This window comes from Streptomyces sp. 130, from assembly GCF_007096885.1.
Lineage (GTDB): Bacteria > Actinomycetota > Actinomycetes > Streptomycetales > Streptomycetaceae > Streptomyces.
Window position 1 is genome coordinate 156,603 of the sequence record NZ_VJNO01000014.1, and the last position, 12,027, is coordinate 168,629.

At 73.8% G+C, this 12,027-nt stretch carries 9 protein-coding genes and 1 pseudogene; all 10 read right to left on the minus strand.

Annotated features, from left to right (window positions below):
- Nucleotides 1–234 precede the first annotated feature (234 nt).
- Nucleotides 235–960, minus strand: coding sequence for a dienelactone hydrolase family protein (locus FKN01_RS15170; RefSeq protein ID WP_143620590.1), 726 nt, complete (start codon nt 958–960; stop codon nt 235–237).
- A 94-nt stretch (nt 961–1,054) separates the two neighbouring features.
- Nucleotides 1,055–1,636 (minus strand): Uma2 family endonuclease, encoded by a 582-nt coding sequence (locus FKN01_RS15175; protein WP_143620592.1) that lies wholly within the window; start codon nt 1,634–1,636, stop codon nt 1,055–1,057.
- 88 nt (nt 1,637–1,724) lie between these two features.
- Entirely contained in the window at nt 1,725–3,314 is a 1,590-nt protein-coding gene (locus tag FKN01_RS15180; RefSeq protein ID WP_143620594.1) for an AMP-binding protein, read from the minus strand.
- A 65-nt stretch (nt 3,315–3,379) separates the two neighbouring features.
- A complete protein-coding gene (locus tag FKN01_RS15185; protein WP_143620595.1) occupies nt 3,380–4,546 on the minus strand; it encodes an acyl-CoA dehydrogenase family protein in 1,167 nt (388 codons plus the stop codon).
- Nucleotides 4,543–6,498 carry a biotin carboxylase N-terminal domain-containing protein gene (locus FKN01_RS15190; RefSeq protein ID WP_143620597.1) on the minus strand — a complete coding sequence of 652 codons (1,956 nt, stop codon included), beginning with the start codon at nt 6,496–6,498 and terminating at the stop codon, nt 4,543–4,545. Before FKN01_RS15190 ends, FKN01_RS15185 begins: the two co-directional genes overlap by 4 nt.
- Nucleotides 6,499–6,606: 108 nt before the next feature.
- Nucleotides 6,607–8,205 (minus strand): acyl-CoA carboxylase subunit beta, encoded by a 1,599-nt coding sequence (locus FKN01_RS15195; protein ID WP_143620599.1) that lies wholly within the window; start codon nt 8,203–8,205, stop codon nt 6,607–6,609.
- Nucleotides 8,202–9,914, minus strand: a complete 1,713-nt coding sequence (locus FKN01_RS15200; protein ID WP_143620601.1) for an acyclic terpene utilization AtuA family protein — start codon at nt 9,912–9,914, stop codon at nt 8,202–8,204. The genes FKN01_RS15195 and FKN01_RS15200 overlap by 4 nt, the downstream gene beginning before the upstream one ends.
- Nucleotides 9,911–10,705 (minus strand): TIGR03084 family metal-binding protein, encoded by a 795-nt coding sequence (locus tag FKN01_RS15205; RefSeq protein WP_143620604.1) that lies wholly within the window; start codon nt 10,703–10,705, stop codon nt 9,911–9,913. Before FKN01_RS15205 ends, FKN01_RS15200 begins: the two co-directional genes overlap by 4 nt.
- Before the next feature lie 101 nt (nt 10,706–10,806).
- On the minus strand, nt 10,807–11,010 hold the full coding sequence (locus FKN01_RS15210; RefSeq protein WP_143620606.1) for a hypothetical protein: 204 nt from the start codon (nt 11,008–11,010) through the stop codon (nt 10,807–10,809).
- 499 nt (nt 11,011–11,509) lie between these two features.
- Nucleotides 11,510–11,872, minus strand: a pseudogene (locus FKN01_RS33720) (MFS transporter); the annotation flags it as partial.
- Nucleotides 11,873–12,027 lie beyond the last annotated feature (155 nt).

A 12,027-nucleotide genomic window follows, 5' to 3' on the forward strand; every position in this document is an offset into this window, starting at 1 on the left:
CCAGGGCGCTGTGGGAAACCTGCCGTACGTGTCTGCCCCGGTCGATCCGTGTCCCCCGGGTGCGCCTGCGCGAAACGGGTGACACCATCCGGCCCGTACGCCTCCCCGAGACCCGCGCCGGGTGCCACTCCACCACCCCCTGCCCCACTCCGGCATGCTCGAACAGCCCGACGTCCTGGCCGGCTTGCCCACCGCGCACCCGCAGGTCGTCGCCGTCCACACGGGCCGGCCGGATCACTCCGTCACGGGCAGGCACTCCGCCAGCAGGTCGAGGACATCGCGCCAGGCGCGCCGCGCATGCCGTGGGTGGTGTCCGACGCCGGGGAGCACGGCGTGGTCGACGGGTGGGTGGTGGAAGGCGTGCAGGGCGCCGCCGTAGACCGTGAAACGCCAGTCCACGCCCGCGGACCGCATCTCGGCCGTGAACGCGTCCCGTTGCGCGGGCGCCATGATCGGGTCCTCCGACCCGACCCCGGCCCACACCGGGCAGCGGATGCGCGCGGCCTCGCCGGGTCGGCCGGTGCCCAGGCCGTTGACGGTCCCGATCGCACGCAGGTCCACGCCGTCGCGCCCGAGTTCCAGCGCGATCATGCCGCCGGTGCCGTAGCCGATGGCGGCGATCCGGTCGGGGTCGGCCCTCGGCTCGGCGCGCAGCACGTCGAGCGCCGCGTGACCGATGCCCCGCATCCGGCCGGGGTCGTCGAGCAGCGGCAGGCAACGGGCCAGCATCGCCGCCGGCTCGCCCAGGTACCGCCCGCCGTGGAGGTCGAAGGCCAGCGTTACGTAGCCGAGTTCGGCAAGGGCCTCGGCCCGGCGCCGCTCGACGTCGCTGAGCCCCATGCCCTCCGGCCCGAGCAGCACGGCGGGCCGGCGGCCGGCCCCGGCCGGGAGCGCGAGGTGCCCGACCATCGTCAGACCGTCGGCCGGGTACTCGACCGTGCGCGTGGTAACCGTCGTCATGGGACGGACCGTAGTGGGCGTCGGGCACGGCCGGGCCGGGGTTCACCGCCGGCGGAACGACGCGGGCGTCCCGCCGGCGGCGCCGGAAGCCGCCTCAGCCGCGGCGGGGCGGCGCGAGCTTCGCCAGGTCGAGGTCGATCTCGAAGGGCACCGGCCTGGTGAGTGAGCCCCTGAAGATGCCGACGGGTACGTAGGTCGCGGTCGGCCCGTCCAACTCGTAGACGTGCACGACGGGTGCCCCGTCCTCGTCCTCGATGCACCAGTAGTGCGGGATGCCGGCCTCCGCGTACTTCCGCAGCTTCACCGTGCGGTCCCGGTGCGCGGACTCCGGGGAGACGACCTCGACGGCGAGTCGCACCTCGTCCGGTGCGAACCAGGTGCGGTCACCGTCGAAGTCGGCCGTCGTCACCAGCAGATCCGGCTCGGGCCGATTGCGCTGGTCGAGTTCGACGGTCATCTCCCGTCCGACCCGTACATCGGCCGGTGCCTGCTCCATGAGAGCCACAGTGAGCATCGTGACGAGATGGCCGTGCCACCACCGCTGCGGGGACCTCCTGAAGACGACGGCTCCGTCGATCAACTCGATGTGACGCGGCGCTCCCGGGAGGCGGTCCAGATCCTCCGCGTCCCAGCCTTCCGCGCGGGGCGGCCGCATCCAGTCGGGCAGTGCGGTCATGGCTCAACCGTATCGACTCGGCCGGGTCCGGGCCACGAGGCCGCGCACGCCGGACCGGGCAGCCGGGCGATGTGATGCCCCCGCCCGCTCAGCGGCTCCCGGCCCGCCCCCGCAGCTCCCGCCGCAGGATCTTCCCCGACGCCGCCCGGGGCACCGTCCCGATGAACTCGACCGCCCGGACCTTCTTGTACGGCGCCACCCGCTTGGCCACCCAGGACATCAGGGCCTCCCCCGTCAGGCCGGCCGCCCCCGGCCCCCGCACCACGTACGCCTTCGGGATCTCGTTGCCGTCGGGGTCCCGGACGCCGATCACCGCCGCGTCCGCCACCCCCTCGTGGCCGAGCAGCAGCGCCTCCAGCTCCGCGGGGGCGACCTGGTAGCCCTTGTACTTGATGAGCTCCTTCACGCGGTCGACCACGAAGAGCCAGCCCGCCTCGTCGACCCGGCCGACGTCGCCGGTGTGCACCCAGCCGTCCGGGTCGATCATCGCGGCGGTGGCGTCGGGGCGGCCCAGGTAGCCCTTCATGACCTGGGGGCCCCGGATCAGGATCTCGCCGGGCTCCCCGGGTGGGGCGTCGAGCGCGGGGTCGTCCAGGGACACGATCCGCATCTCCGTGCTCGGGAGCAGGGTGCCGACCGCCCCCGGCGGCGGGTTCTCGGCGGCGAGCGGGACGACGTGGGTGCCCGGGGACAGTTCCGTCATGCCGTACGCCTGGCGGACCGGCGGCAGTCCCAGGCGGCGGGAGCACGCGGCGGCCAGGTCCGCGTCGAGCGGGGCGGCGGCGCTGACGATGTACTCCAGCGAGGACAGGTCGTAGCGGTCGACCACCGGGTGCTTCGCGAGGGCCAGCACGATCGGCGGGGCCACGTACAGGCCGTTGATGCGGTGCGTCTCGATCGCCGCCAGGAATTGGGCCAGGTCGAAGCGGGGGAGGACGACGACCGTGGCGCCCAGGCGCAGGGGGGCGTTCATCAAAGCGGTGAGCCCATATATATGAAAGAAGGGCAGTACCGCCAATATTCGGTGCCCCTCCCCCAACGGCACGAACGGGCTCAGCTGTTCCAGGTTCGTCGCCATCGACCGGTGCGTCAGCATGACGCCCTTCGGGGCGCCCGTCGTGCCCGAGGAGTACGGGAGGGCCGCGACGTCCTCCGCCGGGTCCACGGCCACCACCGGTTCCGGGGCGGTCGTGGTGAGCATGTCCAGAAGCGAGGTGTGGCCCTCCGCGTGGTCGCAGACGAACACCTCCTCGATGCCGCCCACGAGTTCGGCGGCCCGGCGCGCGACCGCGAGCAGCGGGGACACCGTGACGATCCAGCGCGCCGAGCAGTCGCGGAGCTGCTTCGCGAACTCCTCCGCCGTCGCCAGCGGGTGCACCGTCGTGACCGTGGCGCCCGCCCGGGTCGCCGCGTGGAAGACGGCGGGGTAGGCGATGGTGTTCGGGCTGTGCAGGGCGAGCACATCGCCCTTGACCAGGCCGGCGGCGGCCAGCCCGGCGGCGATCCTGCGGTGGAAGGCGTCGAGCTGCGCGTAGGTGAGGCGACTGCTCTCGTTCGTGCCGTCGATCAGGGCGACGGTCTCCCCGAAGCGCTCGGCGGCGTGCCCGAGCACCGCGTCGTGGATGGCGGCGTCGAGCGGCTGGACGTCGGGGTAATCGCTGCGGAACACGTGCGCCATGTCGGGTCGGTCCCTTCGGTGCGGGGAAGTGGCCTCTCGCGTGCGTACGGGCAACTATGGGGTGTTCAGTACGACTTGGGGAGCCCCAGCGTCTGATGCGATATGTAGTTGAGGATCATTTCCCGGCTGACCGGGGCAATCCGCGCCACCCGTGCCCCCGTGATGAGCGAGGCCAGCCCGTACTCGCGCGTCAGGCCGTTCCCGCCCAGCGTGTGCACCGCCTGGTCCACCGCCTTCACGCACGCCTCGCCCGCCGCGTACTTCGCCATGTTCGCCGCCTCGCCCGCGCCGAAGTCGTCGCCCGCGTCGTACAGCCGGGCGGCCTTCTGCATCATCAGGCGGGCCAGTTCGAGTTCGATGTGGGCCTGGGCCAGCGGGTGGGCGATGGCCTGGTGGGCGCCGATGGGCACCTTCCACACCTGGCGGGTCTTCGCGTAGTCGACGGCCCGGCCGAGCGCGTAGCGGCCCATCCCGATGCCGAAGGCCGCGGTCATGATGCGTTCGGGGTTCAGCCCCGCGAAGAGCTGGAGCAGCCCCGCGTCCTCATCCCCGACCAGCGCGTCCGCCGGCAGCCGCACGTCGTCCAGGACCAGTTCGAACTGCTTCTCCGGGGCCTGGACCTCCATGTCGATCCGCGACCGCTGGAAGCCGGGCGTCTCGCGCGGGACGATGAACAGGCACGCCTTGAGCTTGCCGGTCCGCGCGTCCTCCGTGCGGCCGACGATCAGCGTGGCGTCCGCGATGTCGACGCCCGAGACGAACACCTTGCGGCCGGTGAGCAGCCAGTCCCCGCCGTCCCGGCGTGCCGTGGTCGTGATGCGGTGCGAATTGGAACCGGCGTCCGGCTCGGTGATGCCGAACGCCATGGTGAGGGAGCCGTCGGCGAGGCCCGGGAGCCACTGCCGCTTCTGCTCCTCTGTACCGAAGCGGGCTATCACCGTGCCGCAGATCGCGGGCGACACGATCATCATCAGGAGCGGGGCGCCGGCGGCGCCCAACTCCTCCAGCACGATGGACAGTTCCGCCATGCCGGCGCCTCCGCCGCCGTACTCCTCGGGGAGGTTCACGCCGAGGAAGCCCGCCTTCGCGGCCTCCGCCCACAGCTCGCGCGGGTGGCCGCCCTCGCCGGCGAGGGACTGCGTGTAGGCGCGGCCGTAGCGCTTCCCGAGGGCGGCGACGGCGGCGCGCAGGGCCTGGTGCTCTTCGGTTTCGAGGACGGTGCTCGTACTCATGCGGGCTGCTCCTCAGCGGGGTCGGTGACTACGGCGAGCAGGGCGCCGACCTCCACCTGGAGGCCGGGCGCGGCGTGCAGGGCGGTGAGCGTGCCGGAGGCGGGGGCGAGGACGCGGTGCTCCATCTTCATCGCCTCCAGCCAGATCAGCGGCTGCCCGGCCACCACGGCGGCCCCCTCCGCGAGGCCGTCCGCGAGGCGGACCACCGTGCCGGGCATGGGTGCGAGCAGGGAGCCGGGTTCGGCGCGGCCGGCGGGGTCGGTGAAGCGGGGCAGGGCGGTGAAGGTGTACGCGCCGGAGGCCGTGTCCACGTACGCCTTCGTGTCGTGGAGGGTTACGCGGAAGGTCCTCGTCACCCCGTCGGTCTCCAGCGTGACGCGGTCGGGGGCGGCGGCCACGACGCGGACGCCGTCGTCGGCGACGGACAGCCCGTCGCGGGCCGAGCGGTACGCGATCTCGTGCTCGCCGCCGTCCGGTTCGCTGCGGTACCCCCGGGTCTGGGGCCGGGAGGGGAGGTTCCGCCAGGCCCCGAAGCGCGCGACGCCGCCCGCCCCGGCGCCCCGCGCCGCCTCGGCCACGGCGGCGGCGGTCGCCGCGAGCCGGGCGGAGGCCGCATCGACAACCCCCGTCAGCTCCGCCAGGTGCCGGTCGTAGAACCCCGTGTCCAGCCGCCCGCCCACGAAGTCCGGGTGGCGCAACGACCGCACGAGCAGGTCCCGGTTGGTCACCGGCCCGTGTATCCGCGCCCGCTCCAGCGCGCGGGCCAGCAGCCGCACCGCCTCGGCCCGGCTCGGCGCCCGGGCGATCACCTTGGCGATCATCGGGTCGTAGTGCACGCCGATCGTGTCGCCGCCCGCGTACCCCGTGTCCAGCCGCACCCCCGGCTCCTCCGGCACATCCAGCGAGAGCAGTGCTCCGGTTTGCGGCTGCCAGTCCCGCGCCGGGTCCTCCGCGTACAGCCGGGCCTCCACGGCGTGTCCGGCCGGTGCCGGGGGCGCGGCGGCGGGCAGCGGCTCGCCCTCCGCGATCCGGAGCTGGAGCGCGACGAGGTCGAGCCCGAACACCTCCTCGGTCACCGGATGCTCCACCTGGAGGCGCGTGTTCATCTCCAGGAAGTACGGCCGCCCGCCGGGAGCGACCAGGAACTCCACGGTCCCGGCCCCCCGGTAACCCACGGCCCGGGCGGCGGCCACCGCCGCCTCGTGCAGCCGCCCCCGCAGCCCGTCCGGCAGGCCCGGCGCCGGCGCCTCCTCGATGACCTTCTGGTGCCGCCGCTGGAGCGAGCAGTCCCGGGTCCCCAGCGCCCACACCCCGCCGTGCTCGTCGGCCATCACCTGGACCTCGACATGCCGGCCGCGCTCCACATACGGCTCGGCGAACACCTCGCCGTCCCCGAACGCGGACCGCGCCTCGGCCCGGGCGGCGGCCAACTCACCAGGCAGGTCGCCGAGTTCCCGTACGATCCGCATCCCGCGGCCCCCGCCGCCGGCCGCCGCCTTCAGCAGCAGCGGCAGGTCCTCGGCGGTCGCGGCGGCCGGGTCCACCGGCGCGAGGAGCGGCACCCCGGCGGCGGCCATCAGCTCCTTGGCGCGGGTCTTCGACGCCATCAGCTCGATCGCCTTCACCGGCGGCCCGATCCACCGCAGCCCGGCGTCCAGCACGGCGGCGGCGAAGTCGGCGTTCTCGGAGAGGAACCCGTATCCGGGGTGCACGGCGTCCGCCCCGGCCGCGAGCGCGGCGGCCACGACGAGGTCGCCGCGCAGATACGTATCGGCGGGGGCCGCGCCCGGCAGCCGTACGGCGGTGTCGGCCTCCCGGACGTGCAGCGCGCCGGCGTCCGCGTCCGAGTACACGGCGACGGTGGCGATGCCGAGGGCCCGGCAGGTACGGAAGATCCGGCAGGCGATCTCGCCCCGGTTGGCGACGAGCAGTGAGTGAACGGTGACTGTCAAGGGAGAACTCTTTCCGCTAGAACACCGCGACCATCGATTGAGGAACCCGGCGGCGAGCGACCACCTCCGCGAGAGCGGCGGCGGCACAGCCGCGGAAGGGGAGCCCCCTCACATCCGGAAGACGCCGAAGCCGCCCCGGGCGCCCTCGACCGGTGCGGTGTGGATGGCGGACAGGCACAGGCCGAGGACGGTCCGGGTGTCGCGCGGGTCGATGACCCCGTCGTCGTACAGCCGCCCGGACAGGAACATCGGCAGCGACTCGGACTCGATCTGCTGCTCGACCATCGCGCGCAGGGCGGCGTCCGCCTCGTCGTCGTACGGGCGGCCCTTCGCTGCGGCCGAGGCGCGGGCGACGATGGAGAGCACCCCGGCCAGCTGCTGCGGGCCCATGACGGCGGACTTGCTGCCCGGCCAGGCGAAGAGGAAGCGCGGGTCGTAGGCCCTGCCGCACATCCCGTAGTGCCCGGCGCCGTAGGAGGCACCCATCAGGACCGACAGGTGCGGGACCTTGGAGTTCGAGACGGCGTTGATCATCATCGCGCCGTGCTTGATGATGCCGCCCTGCTCGTACTCCTTGCCGACCATGTAACCGGTGGTGTTGTGCAGGAACAGCAGCGGGATGTCGCGCTGGTTGGCGAGCTGGATGAACTGCGCGGCCTTCTGCGACTCCTCGCTGAACAGCACGCCCTGCGCGTTGGCGAGGATGCCGACCGGGTAGCCGTGCAGGGCGGCCCATCCGGTGACCAGGCTCGTCCCGTACAGCGGCTTGAACGCGTCGAAGTCCGAGCCGTCGACCAGCCGGGCGATCACCTCGCGCGGGTCGAACGGCACCTTCAGGTCCCCGGGCACGATGCCGATCAGCTCGTCCGCGTCGTACTTCGGCGGCTCGGCCGGGCCCGGGTCGGCGTGCGCCTTGCGCCAGTTGAGGCGGGCGACGACGCGGCGGGCCTGGCGCAGCGCGTCGTGCTCGTCCACCGCGAAGTGGTCGGCGAGCCCGGACGTGCGGGCGTGCATCGCGGCGCCGCCGAGCGATTCGTCGTCGCTCTCCTCACCGGTCGCCATCTTGACCAGGGGCGGTCCGCCGAGGAAGACCTTCGACCGTTCCTGGATCATGACCGTGTGGTCCGACATGCCGGGGACGTACGCGCCTCCGGCGGTCGAGTTGCCGAAGACCACGGCCACGGTCGGGATGCCGGCCGCGGAGAGCCGGGTCAGATCGCGGAAGAGGGCGCCGCCCGGGATGAAGATCTCCTTCTGGGACGGCAGGTCCGCGCCCCCGGACTCGACCAGGCTGATGACCGGGAGCCGGTTCGCGAAGGCGATCTCGTTGGCCCGCAGCGCCTTCTTCAGCGTCCACGGGTTCGACGCCCCGCCGCGTACGGTCGGGTCGTTGGCGGTGATCAGGCACTCCACGCCCGCCACCACCCCGATCCCGGTGACGAGCGACGCGCCGACCGCGTACTCGCTGCCCCAGGCGGCCAGCGGCGACAGCTCCAGGAACGGCGTGTCCGGGTCGAGAAGCAGCTCGACGCGCTCGCGGGCGAGCAGCTTGCCGCGCCTCCGGTGCCGCTCGACGTACTTCTCGCCGCCGCCCTCCAGCGCCTTGGCGTGCGCGGCCTCCAGCTCGGCCAGCTTGTCGAGCATGGCGGCCCGGTTGGCCGCGTAGTCGGGGCTCGCGGTGTCGAGGCCGGTGGGCAGGACGGTCATGCGGGCACCTCCAGAAGGGTCACGGGTATCTCCAGATGGCGGGCGCGCAGCCACTCCCCCAGCGCCTTGGCCTGCGGGTCGAACCGGTGCTGCGCGGCGACGCCTTCCCCCAGCAGCCCGTGCACGGTGAAGTTCAACGCCCGCAGGTTGGGCAGGACATGGCGTACGACGGTGAGCCGGGCGGTCTCCGGGAGGAGCGCGCGGAAGCGGTCGACGGTCAGCTCGTGCGCCAGCCACCGCCACGCGTCCTCGTCCCGGACCCACACCCCGACGTTGGCGTCCCCGCCCTTGTCCCCGCTCCGGGCCCCGGCGACCCGGCCGAGGGGGGCACGGCGGGTGGGGCCGGGCTCCGACGGCGGGGGCAGCGGGGGCTGTTCGACGTCTCGGAGCTCCAGCGTCCGCGCGGGGTGGGCCAACTCGAGGCGCGTCCCGTCGGGCAGTACGGCGACGTGCTCCACGTCCCCCGCCGGTACGTACCGCGCCTCGAACACCCCGTAGGGCGCGCCCTTCCCGGGCGGGGCGGTGACATGGAAGCCGGGGTAGCTGCCGAGGGCCAGCTCGATCGCCGCACCGGACAACGCGCGGCCCACGGGCTCCTGTTCGCGGTCCCGGACCACCAGCCGGAGCAGGGCGCTCGCGGTCTCCTCGGTGTCGGCGTCGGCCCGGTCCGTACGCGCCAGCTCCCAGCGGACCTCCTCGGGCTCCCGTCCGGCGCGCGCGAAGGCGTCCGCGAACTGGTCCCGCACCAGCCGCGCCTTGGCCTCGATGTCGAGACCGGTGAGCACGAAGACGACCTCGCCCCGCCAGCCGCCGAACCGGGTCAGCCCGGCCTTGAGCGTGGGCGGCGGGGCCTCGCCGCGTACGCCGGAGACCGCGACCCGGTCGGGACCGTCCTGCCTCAGCCGTACGGTGTCGAGCCGGGCGGTGACGTCCGGTCCCGCGTACCGGGCGCCGCCGGTCTCGTACAGCAGCTGGGCCGTGACCGTGCCGAGGTCCACGACGCCCCCGGTGCCGTCGTGCTTGGTGATCACCGAGCTGCCGTCCGCGTGGATCTCCGCGACCGGGAAGCCGGGGCGGCGGACGTCGTGGTCGCGGAAGAAGGCGTAGTTGCCGCCCGTGGCCTGCGTGCCGCACTCCAGGAGGTGCCCGGCGACGACGGCCCCGGCGAGCGCGTCGTGGTCCTCGGGCCCCCAGCCGAAGTGGGCGGCGGCTGGGCCGGTGACGAGGGCGGCGTCCGTCACCCGGCCGGTGACGACGACCTCGGCACCGGCCCGCAGGCACGCCGCGATGCCCGCTCCCCCAAGGTACGCGTTGGCGGTCAGAAAGCCGTCCGGTACGGGGATGCCGTCGCCCTCCACGTGCGCGACCCGCACCGGCACGCCCACCTTTTCGGCCAGCTCCCGGACGGCGTCGGCGAGCCCGGCCGGGTTGAGGCCGCCCGCGTTGGTGACGATCCGCACCCCGCGCTCGTGGGCGAGCCCGAGCCCGTCCTCCAGCTGCCGCAGGAACGTGGTGGCGTAGCCGCGCGCCGGGTCCTTGAGGCGGCTGCGGCCGAGGATGAGCATGGTCAGCTCGGCGAGGTAGTCCCCGGTGAGGACGTCGAGCGGGCCGCCGGTGAGCATCTCGCGCAGGGCGTCGAAGCGGTCGCCGTAGAAGCCGGAGGCGTTGCCGATGCGCAGGGGCGCGGGCGCGGGCCGGGGCTCCGTCATCGCTCCCCCTTCGGCGCCCGGCCCGCCCCCGCGGGCCCCGCGAACGCCTGCGCGATGGACAGCCAGTCGTCCGCGTCCGCCCCCTGCGCGCACACCGCCAGGTCGTCGCGGTGGGCGCGCTGCGTGACGAGCAGGCAGAAGTCGTGCAGCGACCCGGTGACCCGCTGGCCGGCGCCCTCGGGGCCGTACGTGATCAACTCGCCGCCGGGCGCGACCAGTTCCACCCGGAACTCCTCGGCGGGCGGCTGTTTGCCCCGTACGAGGAAGGCGTAGTCGCGGGCCCGGACCCCGATGCGGGCCACGTGCCGCAGCCGGGCGGTCGGGGCGCGGGTGACCCCGAGGGCGTCGGCGATGTCCTGGCCGTGCGCCCAGGTCTCCATGAGCCGCGCGGTGGCCATGGACGCGACGCTCATCGGCGGTCCGTACCAGGGCAACCTCACCCCGGCGGGCGCCGCGCGCAGGGCCTCCCCCAGCCGCTCGCGGCCCTCGCGCCAGCGGACGAGCAGCGCGTCGGGCGGGTAGGCGGCGACGATCTCCTCGGCGGCCCGGTCCACGAAGCCCTCGGGGTCCGCCACGGCCTTCGCCACCTCGTCCCCGAAGCGGCCGGGGTCGGTGACGGAGATCAGCGCGACGTCGTCGGTCCAGCTCAGGTGGGCGATCTGATGGGCCAGGGTCCACCCCTCGGCCGGGGTCTCCCCCGCCCACTGTCTCGCGGTCGCCCCGGCGACGAGCAGATCGAGCTCCAGGCTCTCGCTGCGCAGATCGTCCAGCACGGCTGAGGCATCGGACACGGTGCGCTCCCCTCGGGGCGTGACGGCGTGCCCGGGAGCCTGCCAGGGGAGCGTAAAACAATCAAGCATGCTTGCATGATTTTTTACTCCGCCGGTGCCGGTCAGCGCGCCCGACGCTCGGCCTCGGCGTGCCACCATCGGGGCGGGGAGACGCCGGTCACCCGCGACAGCGGCTGGTCAGGATGCAGCCCGAGCGGCCGCAGCGCGTCGGCGGGCACGCGGACGTCGAACCAGCCGTGCCAGTGCCCGTCCGCGCCGACCCCGCAGGCCAGGTTCACCTGGATCTCGTCCGGCGCGAAGGGCATCCAGTCGATGCCCCGGTCTCGCAGTCAACCGCGCACGGCCGCCATCGGTGTGAGGCGGCCCGGCAGGTTCTCGTAGGCGGCGACGGTGATCCACTCGTCGGGCGGGGTGCGCATGCGTCCATGATGCGGGGCGCCGGGGCGGGCGTCGAGGCACCGGCGGCGCCGCGACGCCCGAGGCCCTCCGGCGGCTCAGCGGGCCGGCTGCCGGGGCGCCTCCGCTTCCGTGGAGGCCGCGCGCTCCTCCACCGCATGCTCCTCCGCCGCGCGCCGGAGCCGCCTTCCGCAGGACCACCGCCGCCGCCACCCACGCCACCACGACCAGCCCCGCCCCCGTGAGGAAGGCCAGCCGGTAGCCGGACGTCAGGGCCTCCGCCGTGCTCGCGCCCTCGCCGAGCAGGGTGTCCGTGTGCGAGGCGGCGAGGGTGCTGAGGACCGCCAGGCCGAAGGCGCTGCCGATCTGCTGCATGGTGTTGAACATGCCGGACGCGATGCCCGAGTCCTCCGGCGTCGCCCCGGACATCGCGAGCGTGGCGAGCGACGGCATGGCGAGGCCGAAGCCGATGCCCAGCGGCAGCAGCGCCGGGAGGACGTCCGCCGCGTAACTCCCGTCCGCCGGTACGCGCCCCAGCACCGCGAGCCCCGCCGCGATGAGGGCGAGCCCCGGCAGCAGGACCCGGCGTGGGCCGAAGCGGGCGATCAGCGCGGGCGCGAGGCCGAGCGACAGGGCGCCGATGGCGACGGAGACCGGGAAGAGGGCGAGACCGGTGTGGATCTCGTCGAAGCCGAGCACCTTCTGCACGTACAGCACGCACAGGAACTGGAAGCTGAACATCCCGGCGATCATGAGGGCCTGGATGCCCATCGCCCCGGCGACGGCACGGGACCGGAACACGCGCAGCGGAAGCAGCGGGTGTGCCGCCCGCGCCTGGCGTACGACTAAGAGGTCCTAACAGAAGTCGGCTGATGGTGTGACTGTCAGCTCAGATGCTCGTTGCTCTGTTCGTGGGGAAGAGGAAC

Bases quoted from the DNA above. Each gene is read 5' to 3' on its own strand.
- FKN01_RS15170 (WP_143620590.1), bottom strand. From the start codon at position 960: ATGACGACGGTTACCACGCGCACGGTCGAGTACCCGGCCGACGGTCTG.
- FKN01_RS15175 (WP_143620592.1), bottom strand. From the start codon at position 1,636: ATGACCGCACTGCCCGACTGGATGCGGCCGCCCCGCGCGGAAGGCTGG.
- FKN01_RS15180 (WP_143620594.1), bottom strand. From the start codon at position 3,314: ATGGCGCACGTGTTCCGCAGCGATTACCCCGACGTCCAGCCGCTCGAC.
- FKN01_RS15185 (WP_143620595.1), bottom strand. From the start codon at position 4,546: ATGAGTACGAGCACCGTCCTCGAAACCGAAGAGCACCAGGCCCTGCGC.
- FKN01_RS15195 (WP_143620599.1), bottom strand. From the start codon at position 8,205: ATGACCGTCCTGCCCACCGGCCTCGACACCGCGAGCCCCGACTACGCG.
- FKN01_RS15200 (WP_143620601.1), bottom strand. From the start codon at position 9,914: ATGACGGAGCCCCGGCCCGCGCCCGCGCCCCTGCGCATCGGCAACGCC.
- FKN01_RS15210 (WP_143620606.1), bottom strand. From the start codon at position 11,010: ATGCCCTTCGCGCCGGACGAGATCCAGGTGAACCTGGCCTGCGGGGTC.